The sequence below is a fragment of the Amycolatopsis balhimycina FH 1894 genome, from assembly GCF_000384295.1.
Classification (GTDB): domain Bacteria; phylum Actinomycetota; class Actinomycetes; order Mycobacteriales; family Pseudonocardiaceae; genus Amycolatopsis; species Amycolatopsis balhimycina.
In genome coordinates this window covers 3,773,782-3,792,941 of record NZ_KB913037.1, presented here as the reverse complement: position 1 = coordinate 3,792,941, position 19,160 = coordinate 3,773,782, and the positions used below count along the sequence as shown (strand labels likewise).

Sequence of the window (19,160 nt, the reverse complement as noted above, 5' to 3'; positions counted from 1 at the left end):
GAAGGCACGAAAAAGGCCGCCCGTCCCGGGGCGGCCGCTGGTGATCAGCGCAGGACTAGACGGCCGCCGTGGGCGGCCACCAGCTGGACGTCTGCGCGTGCATGGCGCCGACTATAGCCCGATCCGTCACCACTTCGCATCGTCCGGACGCGCGAGCGCGCGAGCGGAGTTACGGTCTATCCATGTATGTCGTCCTGCTGAACTACACAGCCCCGATCGAGGAAATCGACTACGCGCTCCCGGACCACGCCGAGTGGCTGAACAAGCAGTACGAGCACGGCCACTTCCTGGCTTCCGGACGGCGGAACCCGCGCACCGGCGGCGTGATCATCACGCGGCCGATGTCCAGGGGGAAGCTCGACGCCATCCTGGCGTCCGACCCGTTCTGCGTGAAGCACCTCGCAAAGTACGAGGTCATCGAGTTCTCGCCGACGAAGACCGCACCCGAGCTGCGGCAGATCAACGAGGCCGTGCCCCACTGAGGCCTACGCGGCCAGGTCCAGCTTCGCCTTCTTCAGAGCCAATACCGGGCACTTCTTGCAGCGCGGCTTCGACCGGCAGCACTTCTTCTTGACCTTGCCGGCCTTCATCAGCTTGCGCACGACCTTCCGCGGGTCGTCCGGCTTCTTGCCCACGCGCACGCTCCCTCCGATCGGCGACGCTCACCGGGTATCCACGTTAGGTGAGCCTAACCGATCTGGGGGCGTGGGACTGCTCACAATGGGGCGGGAGGTATCCTTGGTGAGGTCCGCGTGTGACCAGAGCCGGTCACGAGACCCCCTGACGGGCTGACGCGGCCATCCAACCCTTGAAGTTCAGGAGTTCTCGCGTGCCCGCAGCCAGCGCTACCGTCGAAACCGGCCGGGCGACCGGTAAGACCCGGCCCGACCTGCGCAACGTCGCGATCGTCGCCCACGTCGACCACGGCAAGACCACGCTGGTGGACGCGATGCTCCGCCAGTCCGGCGCTTTCGCCGAGCGCGCCGAGCTCGTCGACCGGGTCATGGACTCGGGTGAGCTCGAGCGCGAAAAGGGCATCACGATCCTCGCGAAGAACACCTCGATCCACCGCCAGACGCCCGAGGGCTCGGTGACGATCAACGTCATCGACACCCCCGGCCACGCCGACTTCGGCGGCGAGGTCGAGCGCGGCCTGGCCATGGTCGACGGCGTCGTCCTGCTGGTCGACGCGTCCGAGGGCCCGCTCCCGCAGACCCGGTTCGTGCTGCGCAAGACCCTCGAAGCCGGCCTGCCGGTGATCCTGCTGGTCAACAAGACCGACCGCCCGGACGCCCGGATCGCCGAGGTCGTCGAGGAGACCCACGACCTGCTGCTCGAGCTGGCCAGCGACATCGAGGACGCCGACCACGACGCGATCCTCGACCTCCCGGTCGTCTACGCCTCCGCGCGCGCCGGCAAGGCGAGCCTGGAGCAGCCCGCCGACGGTGAGATTCCCGACAGCGAGAACCTCGACCCGCTGTTCGACACCCTGCTCCGGCACGTGCCGCCGCCCGCCGCCGACCTCGACGCGCCGCTGCAGGCGCTGGTCACCAACCTCGACGCGTCCAACTTCCTCGGCCGCATCGCGCTGATCCGCATCCACGCCGGCAAGCTGCGCAAGGGCCAGACCGTGGCCTGGATGCGCGAAGACGGCACCGTGCAGAACGTCCGGATCTCCGAGCTGCTGGTCACCGAGGCGCTCACCCGCGTCCCGGCGACCGAGGCCAGCGCGGGCGAGCTGGTCGCCATCGCCGGTATCCCGGACATCACCATCGGCGACACCCTCGCCGACTCCGACAACCCGGTGGCGCTGCCCCGGATCACCGTCGACGAGCCCGCCATCTCGATGACCATCGGCGTCAACACCTCGCCGCTGGCCGGGCGCAACGGCGGCGACAAGGTCACCGCGCGGCTGGTCAAGGCCCGCCTCGACCAGGAGCTGATCGGCAACGTCTCGATCCGCGTGCTGCCGACCGAGCGCCCCGACACCTGGGAGGTCCAGGGCCGTGGCGAGCTGGCGCTGGCGATCCTCGTCGAGCAGATGCGGCGCGAGGGCTTCGAGCTGACCGTCGGCAAGCCGCAGGTGGTCACGCGCATCATCGACGGCAAGGTGCACGAGCCGTTCGAGCGCCTGTCGATCGACTCGCCGGAAGAGCACCTCGGCGCGATCACCCAGCTCCTGGCCTCGCGCAAGGGCCGCATGGAGCACATGGGCGGGCACGGCTCCGGCCGGCTCAAGCTCGACTACGTCCTCCCGGCGCGCGGGCTGATCGGCTTCCGCACCGACTTCCTCACCGAGACCCGCGGCACCGGCATCGCGAACCACGTGTTCGAGGGCTACTTCCCGTGGGCAGGCGAGATCCGCACCCGCCACAGTGGCTCGTTGGTCGCCGACCGCACCGGCCCGGTCACCGCGTACGCGATGATCCAGCTGGCCGACCGCGGCACGTTCTTCGTCGAGCCGGGCGCGGAGGTCTACGAGGGCATGGTCGTGGGCGAGAACCCGCGGTTCGAGGACCTCGACATCAACATCACCAAGGAGAAGAAGCTGACCAACATGCGTCAGTCCTCCGCCGACGTGATGGAGACGCTGGCCCGCCCGCGCAAGATGGGCCTGGAAGAGGCCCTGGAGTTCTGCTCGGTCGACGAATGCGTCGAGGTCGCGCCCGAGGTCGTCCGGGTCCGCAAGGTCACCCTGGACGTCAACACCCGCGCGAAGGAGCGTTCGCGCGCCAAGAGCCGCGACAACGGCTGATCTTCCCGAAAGCCGAAAGGGCCTCCCGGTGTCTTCCGCCGGGAGGTTCTTTCGTTCCCGGTTCGCCACGCTGGGTAGACTGACGCCGAACCCGGCGTCACGAATTCCGCTGTCCTTCTCCTTATATCTTTATAGGGGCTCCGACGGACTCGGAGCCTGGTGCTCACCACCGACATGAACCTTTCTCGTGTCCGGCCCGTGTTCGTTCCGCCGTTCCGGAACAGTCCGGGAACCCGGACGGTGGTCCGCGCGTCCTTCCCCATAGCGGCACCACGGGGGCCCGCGCCCGGGTGATCCGGGTATGGGAATCTCGGTTCCGGCGGCGGAGGTGGTCGTGGGAGCATGGCTGCCCCGATCGGGGAGAATCTGGGAGGAACAGGGCGTGCGGGTGAATCGCAAAGCGGTGCCGGTACTGGCACTCGCGGCCGTGCTGCTCACCGCCTGTTCCAACACCCCGCCGCCCCCGGTCGTCTCGTCGTCGGTCGCGCCCGCGTCCACCACCGGCAAGACGCCGTCGCAGATCGTCGTCGGCGTCGACGACGTGCTCGGCGGGTACAACCCGCACAACCTCGCGGACTCGTCCCAGGTGACCTCCGCGCTGTCGCAGCTGCTGCTGCCCTCGGTGTTCCGCCAGAAGGACGACGGCAGCACCGAGCTCGACAAGAACCTGATGAAGGCCGCGCAGGTGATCTCGCAGCAGCCGTTCGTGGTCGCCTACGACATCCGGGCCGACGCGTCCTGGTCCGACGGCGCGCCCATCGCCGCCGAGGACTTCGACTACCTGCGCACCCAGATGCGCGACCAGCCCGGCGTGATCGAGCCCGCCGGCTACCGGCAGATCACCGACCTGCAGTCCCGCGAAGGCGGCAAGCGCGTCGAGGTCACCTTCGCCAAGCCGTACCCCGGCTGGCGGACGCTGTTCTCGGACCTGCTCCCCGCCCACCTGCTCAAGGACGCGCCCGACGGCTGGCGGGGCGCGCTCGCGTCGAACTTCCCCGCCATCGCCGGGCCGTTCTCGATCAAGAGCATCGACACCGCCCGCGGCGAGGTCATCCTCGAGCGCAACGAGCGCTACTGGGAGAAGCCCGCGGCGATCGACCGGATCGTCCTGCGCCGGGCGGACCAGAACACCCTGCTGCCCGCGCTGCAGAGCGGCAACGACCAGTTCGCGCTGGCCAGGACCGCCGGTGACGGGCTCAAGCGGCTCGGCGACCTCGGCCCGGCCGTGAAGCTGCACACCGTGGCCAGGCCGGTGGTGGCCGGCGTGTTGCTGCGCCCGGTCAGCGCCACGCTGCGGGACAGCCAGGTCCGGGCCGGCGTCGCCGCGCTGATCGACCGCGGCAAGCTGGTCGCCGAAGGCGTCAACGGCGGCCCGTCGTCGACGCTCCACGCCGACGCCCAGGTGAAGGCGCCGTCGGAGGCCGGGTACGCGGCGACCATCCCGCCCGGCCCGCCCACCGCGCCCGACGTCGCGAAGGCCGAAGAGTCGCTGAAGGCGGCCGGCTACGCCAAGACCGCGGGTACCTGGCGCAAGAACGGCAAGGCCCTTTCGCTGGTCATCGCCTCGCCGGCCACCCAGGAGCCGTACGCGACGATCGCGAAGGAGCTCGCCGCCGAGCTCGTCGCGCAGGGCATCGAGGTCAACGCGATCACGCCGCCGCCGCGAGACCTGTTCAGCGGCCTGCTCGCGATGCCGGTCGTCGACGGGGTCCAGCAGCCGTCCGGTGACTCGGCGGGCAACGTCGGGATCGACATCGCCGTCGTCCCGCAGGCAGTCGGCGGCGACACGGCGTCGGTGCTCGCGTCGACCTTCGGCTGCCGGCCGGAGCAGACCGCCTCGGGAACGGACAAGACCAAGCCGATCGTTCCGGGCAATTCCGCCGGGCTCTGCGTCCCGGCGCTGCAGCCGTCGATCGACACGGCGCTATCCGGATCGACGCCGATCGCCGAAGCTCTCACCACTCTTGAGCCTGAACTTTGGCGTCAGAACGTGGTAATCCCGTTGTTCCAATTGGCTGACACCCTGGCGATCGGATCGGGCATCTCGGGCGTTACCCCCGGTCCTCCGATGGTGGGCCCGTTCGGGTCCGCGGTGAACTGGACTCGCGGCCCGAAGTAATCACTTGGCTACGCATTCAGTACTACCGGGTGATCTTCACCAACGCGTTCGAGTGGGAGCTAGTGAATCCATGAGGTAACCGTCGTATTTCCGGATGTCGACTGGAAGTCACCCTTTGGTCACGATCGACCCTGAACTGGTGACTGTCGGTGCTTTTCCTTTCTAGCGTGCACCCGCAGTGCGCCAGTTGAGTGTCACTTGGCGTGTCGTAGGCTCCGGCATCAAACCGGAGCGGTGTGGGTCCTTGTCACAATTCAAGGGCTCAGTGCTAGGAGGGCACACTTCATGAGGAGAACCAAAGCAGTCTCCGCCTTTGCGCTCGTCGCAGGCGCCTCGCTGCTGCTGAGCGCCTGTACCAGTGGCGACTCGGGCTCGGGCAGCACCGACCAGAACGGATCGTCGACCGACGTCAAGTCGATGGCGGTCGGCAAGGCCGAGCAGGGCGACACGTTCAAGCTCGCGGACGTCAAGGGCTGGGACGGCACGGTCACGGTCGGGATCGACGACGGGTACTCCGGGTACAACAACACCACCCCGGACACCAACAGCTCGTACAACACCTACATCTTGACCGCCGTCCTCGAAGACGCGTTCGTCCTCGACGGCAACAACAAGATCCTGCTCAACAAGGACATCCTCGACTCGGTCGACGTGACCTCCAAGGATCCGCAGGTCATCACGTACAAGATCAAGCCGAACGTGAAGTGGTCGGATGGCGCGCCCTTCGACTGCAAGGACTTCTACCTGAGCTGGCTGTCGCAGAGCGGGCTGGCCAAGGGCGCGGACGGCAAGAACCCGTTCGACGCGGCCTCGACCACCGGTTACGACAAGATCAAGACCGCCACCTGCAAGGACAACCTGACCCTCGAGACGGACTTCAGCGAGCCGTACCTCGACTACAAGGGCCTGTTCAGCGGTGTGCAGATCCTGCCGGCGCACATCCTCGAGCAGAAGACCGGCATCGCGGACATCACCAAGCTCGCGCCGACCGGTGACCCGGCCCAGGTGGCCAAGGCCGGTGACTTCTGGACGAACAAGTGGAAGGGCTTCGACAAGGCGATCATGCCCGCGTCCGGCCCGTACATGATCACGGCGTTCGACGCCAACCAGAAGGCCGTCACGCTCGAGAAGAACCCGATGTGGGCCGGCGGCAAGGGCGGCCCGTCGAAGATCGTCGTCCGCGCCATGGAAGACACCAAGGCCATGGCGACCGCGCTGCAGAACGGTGAGATCGACGTCGCGGCGTCGACCCAGCCGGACGCCACCGCGGCCAACACGATGAAGGGCCTCGCGGCTCAGGGCGTCACCTACGGGTCGGCCTCGCAGCTGACCTACGAGCACCTTGACCTGCAGTTCAACCGCATGTTCAAGGACGACGCGCTGCGCAAGGCGTTCTTCGAGGTGGTCGACCGCAAGGCCATCACCGACAAGCTGCTCAAGGAAGTCCAGGCCGACGCGGCCCCGCTGAACTCGATCGTGTTCTTCCAGGGTGAAGAGGGCTACACCGACCTGTACGGCAGCAAGGCCGGCCTGGGTGCCGAGGCCGCGGCCAAGACCCTGACCGACGCCGGCTGGGTCAAGGGTGGCGACGGCATCTTCGCCAAGGGTGGCCAGCGCGCTTCGTTCAAGATCACGCACAACTCGAACGCCCGCCGCAGCCAGACCGTCGAGATCATCATCTCGCAGGCCAAGGCGGCCGGCATCGAGGTCAAGGACGAGACCGACGCCAACTTCCTCAAGGGTGGCCGCGTCTCGACCGGTGACTACGACATCGCGCTGTTCGGCTGGTCCTCGCCGCCGTTCAAGTCGCAGTCGCGCTCGATCTACGTCTGCCCGAACGCCGGTGGTGACCAGAACTACCAGAACCTCTGCGACCCGAAGATCGACGAGGCGTTCAAGACCGCGGTAGGCGCGACCGACGAGCAGGTCAAGCTGCAGGCCTACCAGGCTGCGGACAAGGCCATCGCGGACAAGTACGCGACCGTGCCGCTGTTCCAGACGCCGAGCATGTGGGCGTTCAAGGGCATCGACCGCGTGTACATGCAGTCCTACAACGGTGTCCTGTGGAACGCCGGCGAGTGGGAGAAGAAGTAGCAGGGCTAGCCCCGGCTCTTCTTTTCCCTCGTTCCAAATGACCTGGGAGGTACCGGGGCCCGGCCACGAGCCGGGCCCCGGTGCCCACCGGAAGTAGCTGTTGACCGTAGGGTCACCCCCACTACGGTAGACAACCGGGTAGCGGTCCAGCGCACTTCTGAAGACCAGGCCCGGATGAGGAGCAGTTCGTTGAACCTGGTGATCTACATCCTTCGCCGTTTGGCGATATCGATCCCCGTCCTGTTGGTCGGGACCTTTTTGTCGTTCGCGATGGTCGCCGCCACCGGTGACCCGCTCGGCGAGCTCCGGCACAACCCGAACATCAGCAAGGAAGCGCTGGCCTCGCTCTCCCACAAGCTGGGGCTGGACCAGGGCATCGTGCCGCGGTACTTCACGTGGCTCAAGGACTTCCTGTCGGGTGACTGGGGCACGTCCATCGCGCAGGGCAACGCGCTGCAGCCGGTCGCGCCGAAGGTGCTGGCCGCGTTCGGCGTCACCTTCAAGCTGGTCGTCGGAGCCGAGATCCTCGCGCTGATCATCGGGATCATCGTCGGCGTGCTCGCCGCCGTGAAGCAGTATTCGATCATCGACTACCTCGCCACCACGCTGGCCTTCCTGCTGTTCTCCATGCCGATCTTCTGCGTGGCGATCGTGCTGAAGAGCTACGCGATCGAGATCAACGGGTGGGTGCGCGACCTCGGCCTCCAGGACATCCTCGGCAATCCATGGCTACGCACGACGAGCCCGGAGCAGCTGAAAACCAGTGGCGTCGGCGACTTCATAGCCAGCACCATCGGCGCTTACCTGCTGCCGACCCTGTCGATCATGGCCATCAGCTTCGCGGCGTACAGCCGGTTCCAGCGGGCCTCGATGCTCGAGGTGATGAACTCGGACTACGTGCGCACCGCGCGGGCCAAGGGCCTCGGGAACGGCCGGGTCATCTTCCGGCACGCGTTCCGCAACGCCCTGATCCCCGTGACGACCCTGTTCTCGGTGAACTTCGGCTCGGTGCTCGCCGGCGCCATCATCACCGAAACGGTGTTCAACTGGCACGGTATGGGCACATTGCTGGTGGAAGCCGTCAACAAGAACGACACTCAGGTGATGATGGGCTGGCTCGTGGTCATCGCCACCAGCGTGATCGTCGCCAACCTGATCGCCGACCTGGTGTACGGCATCCTGGACCCGAGGATTCGCGTTGGCTGACTTGAACTCCCTCATCGCGAGCGAGACCGCGACCCTGGACGGAACGCTCCCCCCGGAAGCCCTGCCCGAACCCCGGAGCCAGGGCAAGCTGGTACTCCGGAAGTTCCTGCACCACAAGCTGGCCATGGCGTCGACCGCGGTGCTGGTGCTGATCATCCTGCTCAGCATCATCCTGCCGATCGTCTGGAAGCACGGCTACGAGGACAGCTCGTTCCCGTCGTTCGCCAAGCCGAGCGGCGACTTCCCGCTGGGTACCACGCAGGTCGGCAAGGACATGGTGTCGCAGATCCTGCGCGGCACCCAGTTCTCGCTGCTGATCGCACTGACGGTGTCGATCCTCTCCACCGTGGTCGGTGTGGTCCTCGGTGCACTGGCGGGCTACCTGCGCCAGTTCACCGACTCGGCGATCTCGCGGGTGACGGACCTGTTCCTGATCATCCCGCAGATTGCCGCGGCGGCCATCCTGGCGAAGGTGTTCGGGAGCGGCTCCTGGTACATCGTCGCGCTCGTGCTCGCGGCGTTCGGCTGGATGCAGATCGCGCGGATCACCCGTGCCGAAGCGATGTCGCTGGCCCAGCGCGAGTTCGTCGACGCGGCTCGCGCGTCGGGCGCCGGGACGTTCCGGATCATCTTCAAGCACCTGGTGCCGAACATGGTCGGCAGCATCACGGTCAACGCGACCCTCGCGGTCGCGCAGGCCGTGCTGGCGGAAGCCGCGCTGTCGTTCATCGGCCTCGGTGTCCAGCTGCCGGACACCTCGCTCGGCCGCGTCATCCTGGAGAACTACGCCCAGCTGCAGACGCGGCCGGCGCTGTTCTTCGGGCCGTTCATCGTGCTCGTGCTGATTTCACTGACGATCAACTTCATCGGTGACGGTCTTCGCGACGCCTTCGACCCGCGCCAGCGGAGAATGAAGGCTTGAACGCGCGACGCGGGGGTGACCGGTTCCGGTCGCCCCCGCGTCCGTTTCGCTCGAAGATCGCCGGACCTGGGGGTTTCGGATGCATCTCGTGCTCTACGTGCTCCGCCGGCTGGCCATCTCGGTGCCGGTCCTGCTGGTCGGCACGTTCCTCTGCTTCGTCATGGTGGCCAACACGGGCGACCCGCTCGGGGAGCTGCGGAGCAAACCCGGGATCAACGCCGAGGCCATCGCCGCCACCGAGCACAAACTGGGCCTGGACCAGAGCGTTTTCGCGCGCTACTTCACCTGGCTCGGCCACTTCCTGAGCGGCGACTGGGGCATCTCCATCGCCCAGGGCAACGCTCTCCAGCCGGTCGCGCCGAAGGTGATGGCGGCGTTCCGGGTGACGCTCGAACTGGTGCTGGCGGCCTCGGTGCTGGCCCTGGTGTTCGGCGTGCTGGTCGGCGTCCTCGCCGCCGTGAAGCAGTACTCGATCTGGGACTACGTCGCGACGACGCTGGCGTTCCTGATGTTCTCGATGCCGATCTTCTGCGTCGCCATCGTTCTCAAGAGCTACGCGATCCGCGCCAACGTCTGGGTGCGCGACCTGGGCCTCTCCGACGTCCTGGGCGACCCGTGGCTGCGGACGACGAGCCCGGAGAGCCTCTCGGCGACCGGCGTCGGCGACGCGCTCGCGAAGTACGTCGGCGCGTTCCTGCTGCCGACGCTGTCCATCATGGCGATCACGTTCGCCGCCTACAGCCGGTTCCAGCGGGCGTCGATGCTGGAGGTCCTGGGCGCCGACTACGTCCGCACAGCGCGCGCGAAGGGCGTCTCGAACAGCAGGGTGATCTGGCGCCACGCGTTCCGCAACGCGCTGATCCCGGTGATGACGCTGTTCTCGGTCAACTTCGGCGCCACGGTGACGGGCGCGATCATCACGGAGACGGTGTTCAACTGGCACGGCATGGGCACGCTGCTGGTGGAGGCGGTCAACAAGAACGACCCCCAGGTGCTGATGGGCTGGCTGGTGGTCATCGCGGCGAGCGTCATCGTGGCGAACCTGCTCGCGGACCTGATGTACGGCATCCTCGACCCTCGTATCCGGGTGGGCTGACGCCGGTTCTCAAACGCCCCAATGTGGCATTGGGGCGTTTGGGCCCGTGAGACGCCGAAGGCCGCCACCTGAGCCAGGTGGCGGCCTTCCGGGTGTTCAGGGGCTCAGTCGGCCACCGGGGCCAGCTTGCCGGCCTCCCAGGCCGCGCGGCGCTCGGCCTGCAGGATCGGGTCGGCGACCGGCGCCGCCGACAGCAGGCGCCGCGTGTAGTCCTGCTGCGGCGAGTGCAGCACCTGGTCACGCGTACCGACCTCGACCAGCTTGCCGTGCTGCATCACCGCGACTCGGTCGGCGAGCAGGTCGACCACCGCCAGGTCGTGGCTGATGAACAGGCACGCGAACTGCAGCGACTGCTGCAGGTCCAGGAACAGGTCCAGCACGCGGGCCTGCACCGACACGTCCAGCGCCGACGTCGGCTCGTCCGCGATGAGCAGCGCCGGGTCGAGCGACAGCGCGCGGGCGATCGCCACGCGCTGGCGCTGGCCGCCCGACAGCTCGTGCGGGTAGCGGTTCATGTAGTGGCCACCCAGCTCGACCTTGTCGAGCAGCGACCGCACGCGCGCCGACAGCTCCTTGCCGGCGAGCACCTTGTGCAGCACCATCGGCTCGGCGATCGACTCGCCGATCGTCATCTTCGGGTCCAGCGTCGACGCCGGGTCCTGGAACACGATCGAGAAGAACCGGCGCAGCGGGCGGATCTCCTTCGCCGACATCTTCGTGATGTCCTTGCCCGCGATCGCGATCGTGCCCTCGGTCGCGCGCAGCAGGCCGACGGCGCAGCGGCCGACCGTCGACTTGCCCGAACCGGACTCGCCGACCAGGCCGACGATCTCGCCCTTGGCGATGGTCAGCGAGACGTCGTCGACCGCGCGGTTCTTGCCCTGGCCGCGGCGGCCGGGGTATTCGAGCACCAGGTTCTTGATCTCGAGGGCCGGGGCGGCCTCCTCGATCACGGCCTCCAGCTCGGCGTCGGCCAGCCGGATCTCCTCGGCGATCTTGGCCGCTTCGGTGCTGTCGGCGTCGATGCCCGCGTCGTCGAGCAGGCGACGGCCCTCCGGGCGCTGGCCGAGGACCGGCACCGCGGCGAGCAGCCGCCGGGTGTAGTCCTCCTTCGGCGACGCGAACAGCTCGCGCACCGGGGCCTCTTCGACGATCTCGCCCTGGTACATCACGATGACGCGGTCGGCCATGTCGGCGACGACGCCCATGTCGTGGGTGATCAGCACGATCGCCGTGTCGAGGGTGTCGCGCAGCTTGCGCAGCAGGCCGAGGATCTCGGCCTGGACCGTGACGTCGAGCGCCGTGGTCGGCTCGTCGGCGATGATGACCTTCGGGTCGCAGGCGATCGCCATGGCGATGACGACGCGCTGGCGCAGGCCGCCCGAGAGCTGGTGCGGGTACTGCTTGAACCGCAGGTCCGGGTTCGGGATGCCGACCATGTCGAGCAGCTCGACGGCGCGCTTGTCGGCGGCGTCCTTGGAGATCTCGAGGTGCGAGCGCAGGGCCTCGCGCAGCTGCCAGCCGACCGTGTAGACCGGGTTCAGCGCCGTCATCGGCTCCTGGAAGATCATCGCGACCTGGTTGCCGCGGATCTTCTGCATGTCCTTCTCTTTGAGATCCGCCAGGTTGCGCTCGCCGAGGCGCAGCTCGCCGGCGATCCGGCTGGTCTTGGGCAGCAGGCCCAGCACCGACATCGACGTGACGGACTTGCCGGACCCGGACTCCCCGACCACGGCGACGATCTCGCCGGGCTTGACGTCGAACCCGATGCCCTTGACGGCGTCCACGACGCCGTCCTCGGTCTGGAACGACACGCTCAGGTCGGAGATGGACAGGACGGATCCCGACACGTCGGCGACGTTCGCCGAAGTTGCTTCAGTGCTCACCAAGATGGCCCTTCGTGGGGGTACAGACGGTCACGACGCGGCGGTCGCGACTCGCGCGAGGATAACCGAGGGTGTCCCCGACGAAGGTCGGAGCACGGGAATTACGCTCAACCCGTGATCTCCCCGGTATCGCGCAGGCTGCTGTTCGTCCACGCCCATCCCGACGACGAAAGCATCACCACCGGCGCCACGATCGCACGATACGCCGCCGAGGGGGCCGAGGTGGCCGTGGTGACCTGCACGCTGGGTGAAGAGGGCGAGGTCATGGCCGGCCTCCACGAGCTGGAGGGCCTGCGCGCCCATGGCGCCGACCAGCTGGGCGGCTACCGCGTCGCCGAGCTGAAGGCCGCCTGCGCCGCGCTGGGGGTGTCGAGGCACCGTTACCTGGGCGGAATCGGCCGGTGGCGGGACTCGGGCATGGCGGGCACGCCGTCGGCGTCGCACCCGCGGGCCTTCACCGGGGGTTCCGCCGGCGAGCAGGCCGCGCAGCTGGCGGAAATCCTCGACGAGTTCCAGCCCCAGGTCGTCGTCACCTACGACGCGTTCGGCGGCTACGGCCACCCCGACCACGTCCGCGCCCACGAGATCACGATGGCCGCGGCGTCGCGCGCGAAGCCGGTCGAGCGGGTGTTCCACACGGTGGCGTCGAGGAACGCGGTGCGCACCGGGCTGACCGCGTTGCGTGCCCACGATCCGATCTTCGACGTGCCCGCGGACGACGAGGTGCCGACGACGCCCGACGAAGAGATCACGACGGTGCTCGACGTCGCCGCGTATGTCCCCGCGAAGCTGGCCGCACTGCGCGCGCACGCGACGCAGCTCGCCGTGGTCGACGACGGCGTCCCGTACTTCGCGCTGACGAACGAGCTCGCCCAGCCGATCCTGGCGAAGGACTACTTCGTGCTGGCCCACGGCCCGGCCGAGGGTGCCGCGGACGACCTCTTCGGCGGGCTGTGACCGTGCCGCCACCGCTCACCTGGGACCAGCGGCTGCTTCTGCTGCTGCTCGCGTTCGACACGGTGCTGCTCGCCGTGCTGGAGCTGTTCTTCCTGCCGCTGCGGATCGGGGTGGTCCCGGTGCCGGTGATGGTCCTCGTCGGCGCGGTCACCACGCCGTGGCTGGTGTCGACGACGGCCAAGCTGGTGCGGCCCGGGCTTTCGTGGGTACCCCTGGCGGTGTGGGTGCTCGTGGTGTTCGGCGTCGGCATGCTCGGCCCGGGCGGTGACCTGGTGCTGATCCAGGACTGGCGGGCCCTGCTGCTGCTCGGCGCGAGCGCGCTGCCGGGCGCCATGGTGCTCGGCGGTGGGCTGGGCCGTACTGCGGGAAGGGGACCGGGACGTGGCTGAGGCGATCTCCGACCGGCAGGTCGTGGCCGTACTGCGGCCGTTCGTGCGGGCGTGCGGGCCGATGCTCGACGCGCTGCGCGAGTCCGACCCGTTCGGGCTGCAGGCGCGGGCGGAGACCGACCTGGCCGGCGTCGAATCGGGGCTGAAGGCGAAGCTGATCCACGGCGTCACGTCGGTGAAGGTCCCCGGCACGGCGGCGTGGGCGCGGATGACCGGCTACGACCGGTCGAGCTGGTGGATGAACCGCGTCGGCCGGTTCACGGCGCTGCTGACGTCCATCCCGGGCCTCGGCGGCGCACTCGCCGACCGGCTGCCGGTGCAGGACGCGCTGGGGTCGGCGTCGCAGGGCCTGCTGCTGTGCGCGATCGCCGGCGAGTACGGCGTCACCGACGTCGGCACGCGGGTGCGGCTCATCGCGTGGGTGCTCTTCGAGCGCGACATCGACCCCGACCTCGCGGCGGGCCGGCACGCGGAGCACGACGAAGCCGCGGAGGCGGACGAAGCGGCGAAGCTGACCGAAGAACTGACGGCGTCGGAGAAGAAGCACGGCAAGGCGACGGTGAAAGCGGCGGCGGGCACGCTCTGGCGGCTCGGCCGTGGCCTGCTCGCGATCACCGGAGAACTCGAGAAGCGGCCGCGCGGCAACATCCTGCACCGGGCGATCGGCATGTTGCCGGTCGTCGGCGCGGCGGGGGACTACTTCGGCGAGCGCTCGGGGTTGCGGGTCGTCTGGAAACGCGCGCACGTCTGGCTGACCGAGCGCCGCACCTGATCTTCCCGCGCGGCGCCCGGCCCAAACCTCACTTCCAGAACTGGAAGACGCTGAACCCGATCTGCGCACCGTCCACATAGCCCCCGAAGGCGCCGAAGAGCGCGTACGAGCCCTTCCACAGGGCCGCGTTCGCCGGCTGGACGAACCACAGGATCGCGAACAGGATGATCGGTGCCCACGGGCGGACCTGCGCGCCGATTTCCCGGGCCCGCGGGGGCAGGTACGGCTCGATCGCACCCCAGCCGTCGAGGCCCGGGATCGGCAGGATGTTGAGGATGAAGGTCACGATCTGAAGCAGCGCGAGGTAGGACATCGCGATCACCAGGCCGCCGGACATCGGGACCAGCGCGACCACCAGCGCCACCGCCGCGCCGACCGCGAGGTTGCTCAGCGGGCCGGCCAGCGACACCCACGACGACGTCCCGCGCGAGCGGAGCGCGCCGCGGTTGATCCAGACCGCGCCACCCGGCAGCGGGATGCCGCCGATGATCAGGAAGACCAGCGGCAGGATGATCGACAGGACGGGGTCGGTGTACTTCCGCACGTCCAGGGTCAGGTAACCCTTGTGGGCGACGCTGTAGTCACCGCCGCGGTAAGCGACCATCGCGTGGCCGAACTCGTGCAGCGACAGCGACGCCACCCAGCCGGCGGCGACGAAGATCACGACACCGGCGATGAGCAGCGGGTCGCGGTCGCGGACGAAAATCGTGTTGATGTCACCGAACGCGGCCATGACACCACCGGCGGCGGTGAGCGCGAGGATGCCGAGGAAGACCGGGCTGGGACGCACTGCTGACTTCTGCACGTGCTCCAGTCTTCCGTATGCCCGGTGTGAAGTTACCGGCGTGTCCCCTTGCGCGATCGGGCGCGGACGTCCCCCGAACTCGCTACTCCGCTTGACCTGACCGCACTACACGGGTGTAATCACAGTGATGTCATTCGCCGCCGAGAGGGGACGGCGAGTGTCGTTTCACCACCGCCAGCCTGGGGAGTGCTAGGGAGCGAGGAGGCGGACGTGCGGTTGGAAGCCGATGGGAAGGAATGGGGGCACGTCATGAGTTGGGGCGAGATCCCGGAGCAGGCTCTGGGAGATCTCACCGAGCTCATCGATGCCACCGAAGAAGAGCAGGATTGGCAGGAGCGCGCCCTGTGCGCGCAGACGGACCCGGAGGCGTTCTTCCCCGAGAAGGGCGGTTCCACCCGCGAAGCCAAGCGGATCTGCCTGGGTTGCGAGGTCAAGGACGAGTGCCTTGAGTACGCGCTGGCCCACGACGAGCGCTTCGGCATCTGGGGCGGTCTGTCCGAGCGGGAGCGCCGCAAGCTGAAGAAACGAGCTATCTAGGGAGAGGTGTGTTCGCGGAACGCGCGAACCATGCTCGCTCGTTTCAGCGTCTTCTGGGGGTGCAACCCCCAGACCCCGCCCGGGGGCAAGCCCCCGGACCCCCGCGCGTGGTCGAGTCCGCGTTGAACTCGTGTCTACGTCGCGTCCGCACAGTGGAACTGCGGAAATCGCCGGTGATGCTTGCGTCGCCGGCGATCTCCCTTTGGGGAAGTCTCGGCGTGGGTTCACCATCGGGTGACGGACCGGGGCCGTAGGGTGGCCGCACCGACTGCCGCCTGATCAGGAGCGTTCGTTGCCCCGCACCGCCGCGCCGCCCGCCCTGCGCACCGCCCCCGTTCTGGCCATTGTGGTCTGTCACAACGGCGAAAACTGGCTGCCGCTGGCGCTTTCCGCGTTGCGCCGCAGCACTGTCCGGCCCCGGCACGTCCTCGCCGTGGACACCGGTTCCACCGACGCGACCCCGCGGCTGCTCGCCGAAGCGGCCGAGGATCCCGGTCCCGGCTCGGCCCCCGTGCTTTCCGGTGTTGTCACGCTTTCGAGTGATGCCGGCTTCGCCGCCGCGGTCGCCGAAGCCGTCGAGCACGCCGCCGAGCGGTGGGGCGACGACCCGGGTTCGTGGCTGTGGCTGCTGCACGACGACTGCGCGCCCGAGCCGGACTGCCTCGCGGAACTGCTGGACGTCGCCACCAAGACGCCGTCGGCGACCGTGCTCGGCGCGCTCGGGCTCGACTGGACGGATCCGCGGCTGATCGTCGAAGCCGGCCTGTCCACCGACGCCTCGGGACACCGCCAGCAGGTCGCCGCGACCGGGGAGGACCCGCTGAAGGTGCTCGCCGTACCCAGCGCGGGCTCGCTCGTGCGCCGCGACACCTGGGACGCCCTCGGCGGGTTCGACCCGGATTTCCCGTTGCTGCGCGAAGATCTCGACTTCGGCTGGCGCGCGAACGCCGCCGGCGGCATCGTCCTGTCCGTGCCGGCCGCGCGGGTGCGGCACGCGCGTGCCCTCACCACCGGTCGCCGGACGGCGGACGCGGTCGCCGGGCCCCTGCCCACCGCGAACCGCGCCCACGGGCTGCGGGTGTTCCTGGTGAACTGCTCGCCGTTTTCCTTCTGGCTGGGCATGATCCGGCTCCCGCTCCTGTCGGTGCTGCGCGCGCTGGCCTTCGTCCTGCTGCGCCGCACCGGGGAAGCGCGGGCCGAGTTCGCCGCCGCCGCGTACCTCCTCAGTGGACGCGGCCGATTGCGTGCCGCGCGGGCCCATCGACGGCGGAATCCGCGGCCGGGCACGGTTCGCGGGCTCTTCACCGGCCGCTGGACGCGGTTGCGCAACGCCGTCCGCGCCGGCGTCATCGGCCTGGTGCGCCGCGGCGTCGAGAACGACGTCGCGCTCGGCCGGGTGCCCGAGACCGTCGAAACCGAATCGGCGTGGGTGACGCCGGAGGCGCTCGATGCCCGCGAGAACCGTCCCGTCGGGCCGGACGCGCTGCCCGCGGGCGCCCTGCGCGGGCTCAGCTCACGCGGGTCCGGGCTGCGCCGGCCGGGCACGCTCGTCGCCGTCGCGCTGCCGGAAACCCCGGCACCGGTTGCCGAAGAGACGCTCGAAGCCGGAGAGCCCGAAGCGGCGCCGGAGCCCGAACTCGTCTTCGTCGAGGTGAACCGCCGTCGCGTGCTCGCGGCCACGATCTTCGCGCCGCCGGTGGTGCTGCTCGTCGTGATGACCGCGCTCGGGCTGGTCGTCAACCGGGCCCGGCTCGGCCTCGACCTCTTCGGCGGCAAGCTGCTCCCCGTCGGCGGGCTGGGGGAGATCTGGTCGTCCTACCTCACGCCGTGGCACGCGATCGCGGGCGGCACCGGCGCCCCCGCGTCGGCGACGCTGCCGGTGCTCGGCACGCTCGGCGCGGCGTTCGCCCCGATCGGCGGTCCGGCGGCGCTGGTCGCCGTGCTGCTCCTCGGCGACATTCCCCTCTCCGCGCTGAGCGCGTATGCGGCGACGCGGCGGCTTCGCGTGCGTCGCTGGGTACGCGCTGTCGTCGCCGCGACCTACGCGCTGCTGCCGGCCGCGACCGCCGGGGTGGCCCAGGGCCGCCTCGACGTCGTCGTGGTGCACCTCGTGCTGCCGCTGGTGGCCGCGGGTATCGCCGGGCTGCTCACGCACGCGGACACGCGCTGGCTGCACGTGTCCGCGCTGTCGGCGTTCGGCGTCGCGCTGCTCGGCGCGTTCTCCCCGCTCGCGCACGGCCTCGCGCTGGCCGGGCTGCTGATCGGCTTCGTCGTGCTGCCCGCGCCGACCGGGCTGGCGCGGCGGATCGCGTCGGTCGGCATCGTGGTGCTGCTGCCACTGGCGCTGGTGCTGCCGTGGCCGACCGTGCTGCTGCGGCACCCGGAACTGCTGGTGCAGGGCCTGGGCGGCGCGGCTTCGGCGGTTTCCGGCACCGATCTGGCCGGGCTCGACCCGGGCGGGCCGGGCGCCTGGCCGATCGGGGTGGCCGTGATCGCCGCGGCGCTGGTGGCGCTGGTCGTGCGGCCGACGAAACTCGCCGCGGGCGGGCTCGCGCTGGCCGCGCTGGGCGCGGGCGGGCTGGTCCTGGTGCGGCTGGTGACCGCGACGCCGATGCAGGGCGGCACCGCGGCGCACGGCTACGCGGGCGTGCCGCTGCTGATCGTCGGCGCGGGGCTGCTGTGGGTCGTGCTGGGTTCGTGGCACCGCGGCGGCTCGGCCGGGATCCCGGCGACGTGGCTGCCGAAGGTGTTCGCGGTCGCCGGGGTCGTGGTGTTCCTCGCCTTGGCGGCCGGTGCGGTGGTCGTCGGCTCCCAGGGACCTCTTCGCGCGGGTGACCGGCCTTCGCTCGCGCCGGAGGTGGCGGCCGAGCTGGCCGCGTCCGGCCGGTCGGTGCTCGACCTGGCACCCGACGCGACCCGCCAGTCCGGGGGCCGCCTGCCCCACTACGGCGACGACGAGCTGGCCCCGACGCCCGGAACGCCCACCCGGCTGGCTTCGTGGCGCCGGGACCTCGGCCAGGGTGACGCGGCGGCCGTCCAGCGCGGGTTCGCTTCGGCCGCCGTGGCCGGCGTGCAGTACGTGGTGCTGCCGCCGGGCGTCGACCCGCAGGTGTACCTGCCGCTCGCGAAGGACATGGTTTCGGTGGCCGCCCCGACGTCGGACGGCCGCGGCGTGCTGCGCCTGCTGCCCCCGGCCGGTCAGGTGATCTTGATCTCGCCGGAGCAGGCGAAGGCGGCGGTCACGGGCGGCGGCGCGCCGGGCAACGCGCCGGGCGTGGCACCGGTGCGGGCGAGCCTGCCGGACGTCCGGGTGCGCGTGTCGGACGGCCCCACCGGGCGGCTGCTGGTGCTGGCCGCGGAGCAGGAGGCGGGCTGGAAGGCTTCGGTGGGCGGCAAGAGCGTGCCGATCGTGCCGGCGTGGGGCCACCAGGTGGCGGTGTCGGTGCCGCCGACGTCGTCGGAGGTGACGGTCGAGTACCCGGGCACGGAACGGAACCTGCTGCTGCTGGCCCAGCTGGCGGCGGTGCTGTTCACGCTCCTGACGGCGGTCCCGGCCCGGCGGCGCCCCTGAACCGCCATGAACGACTCGTTCATGTCGTCGGATGTCATGAACGAGTCGTTC

15 protein-coding genes are annotated in these 19,160 nt (G+C 69.5%); 12 read left to right on the top strand and 3 right to left on the bottom strand.

Annotation, left to right across the window (positions count from 1 at the left end; translation table 11 throughout):
• Window positions 1-182: 182 nt before the first annotated feature.
• A complete protein-coding gene (locus A3CE_RS0116410) occupies window positions 183-482 on the top strand; it encodes a YciI family protein (RefSeq protein WP_020641187.1) in 300 nt (99 codons plus the stop codon).
• 3 nt (window positions 483-485) lie between these two features.
• On the opposite strand, the gene A3CE_RS57410 is transcribed toward A3CE_RS0116410, so the two are convergent.
• A complete protein-coding gene (locus A3CE_RS57410; RefSeq protein WP_020641186.1) occupies window positions 486-635 on the bottom strand; it encodes a hypothetical protein in 150 nt (49 codons plus the stop codon).
• A 194-nt stretch (window positions 636-829) separates the two neighbouring features.
• Between A3CE_RS57410 and typA the strand changes: the two genes are divergently transcribed.
• The 6 genes from typA (at window position 830) to A3CE_RS0116375 (ending at window position 10,192) form a co-directional block, all read left to right on the top strand.
• Window positions 830-2,755, top strand: coding sequence for a translational GTPase TypA (typA, locus tag A3CE_RS0116400; RefSeq protein WP_020641185.1), 1,926 nt, complete (start codon window positions 830-832; stop codon window positions 2,753-2,755).
• A 382-nt stretch (window positions 2,756-3,137) separates the two neighbouring features.
• Complete coding sequence (locus tag A3CE_RS0116395; RefSeq protein ID WP_020641184.1) at window positions 3,138-4,874, top strand: ABC transporter family substrate-binding protein; 1,737 nt, start codon at window positions 3,138-3,140, stop codon at window positions 4,872-4,874.
• A gap of 285 nt (window positions 4,875-5,159) precedes the next feature.
• Complete coding sequence (locus tag A3CE_RS0116390) at window positions 5,160-6,968, top strand: ABC transporter family substrate-binding protein (RefSeq protein ID WP_020641183.1); 1,809 nt, start codon at window positions 5,160-5,162, stop codon at window positions 6,966-6,968.
• A gap of 189 nt (window positions 6,969-7,157) precedes the next feature.
• The gene (locus A3CE_RS0116385) at window positions 7,158-8,174 is read left to right on the top strand and encodes an ABC transporter permease (protein WP_020641182.1); all 1,017 of its coding nucleotides are present in this window, start codon (window positions 7,158-7,160) and stop codon (window positions 8,172-8,174) included.
• On the top strand, window positions 8,167-9,096 hold the full coding sequence (locus tag A3CE_RS0116380) for an ABC transporter permease (protein WP_020641181.1): 930 nt from the start codon (window positions 8,167-8,169) through the stop codon (window positions 9,094-9,096). Before A3CE_RS0116385 ends, A3CE_RS0116380 begins: the two co-directional genes overlap by 8 nt.
• A 79-nt stretch (window positions 9,097-9,175) precedes the next feature.
• Window positions 9,176-10,192, top strand: a complete 1,017-nt coding sequence (locus A3CE_RS0116375) for an ABC transporter permease (RefSeq protein ID WP_020641180.1) — start codon at window positions 9,176-9,178, stop codon at window positions 10,190-10,192.
• A 104-nt stretch (window positions 10,193-10,296) separates the two neighbouring features.
• Here the strand turns inward: A3CE_RS0116375 and A3CE_RS0116370 are convergent, their stop codons facing one another.
• Window positions 10,297-12,078 carry an ABC transporter ATP-binding protein gene (locus tag A3CE_RS0116370; protein ID WP_020641179.1) on the bottom strand — a complete coding sequence of 594 codons (1,782 nt, stop codon included), beginning with the start codon at window positions 12,076-12,078 and terminating at the stop codon, window positions 10,297-10,299.
• Between the two features lie 114 nt (window positions 12,079-12,192).
• Between A3CE_RS0116370 and mshB the strand changes: the two genes are divergently transcribed.
• The 3 genes from mshB to A3CE_RS0116355 are packed head-to-tail and all read left to right on the top strand — an operon-like array spanning window position 12,193 to window position 14,196.
• Window positions 12,193-13,035: an N-acetyl-1-D-myo-inositol-2-amino-2-deoxy-alpha-D-glucopyranoside deacetylase gene (gene mshB, locus A3CE_RS0116365; protein ID WP_020641178.1), complete on the top strand. Its 843-nt coding sequence runs from the start codon at window positions 12,193-12,195 to the stop codon at window positions 13,033-13,035.
• Window positions 13,032-13,424 (top strand): hypothetical protein, encoded by a 393-nt coding sequence (locus tag A3CE_RS0116360; RefSeq protein ID WP_020641177.1) that lies wholly within the window; start codon window positions 13,032-13,034, stop codon window positions 13,422-13,424. The genes mshB and A3CE_RS0116360 overlap by 4 nt, the downstream gene beginning before the upstream one ends.
• Entirely contained in the window at window positions 13,417-14,196 is a 780-nt protein-coding gene (locus A3CE_RS0116355; protein ID WP_026468548.1) for a hypothetical protein, read from the top strand. The genes A3CE_RS0116360 and A3CE_RS0116355 overlap by 8 nt, the downstream gene beginning before the upstream one ends.
• Window positions 14,197-14,224: 28 nt before the next feature.
• Here the strand turns inward: A3CE_RS0116355 and A3CE_RS0116350 are convergent, their stop codons facing one another.
• Window positions 14,225-14,986: a site-2 protease family protein gene (locus A3CE_RS0116350; RefSeq protein ID WP_020641175.1), complete on the bottom strand. Its 762-nt coding sequence runs from the start codon at window positions 14,984-14,986 to the stop codon at window positions 14,225-14,227.
• A 264-nt stretch (window positions 14,987-15,250) separates the two neighbouring features.
• Between A3CE_RS0116350 and A3CE_RS0116345 the strand changes: the two genes are divergently transcribed.
• Window positions 15,251-15,538: a WhiB family transcriptional regulator gene (locus A3CE_RS0116345; RefSeq protein ID WP_167379630.1), complete on the top strand. Its 288-nt coding sequence runs from the start codon at window positions 15,251-15,253 to the stop codon at window positions 15,536-15,538.
• 292 nt (window positions 15,539-15,830) lie between these two features.
• Window positions 15,831-19,109, top strand: a complete 3,279-nt coding sequence (locus tag A3CE_RS0116340) for a glycosyltransferase family 2 protein (protein ID WP_020641173.1) — start codon at window positions 15,831-15,833, stop codon at window positions 19,107-19,109.
• Window positions 19,110-19,160: the final 51 nt, after the last annotated feature.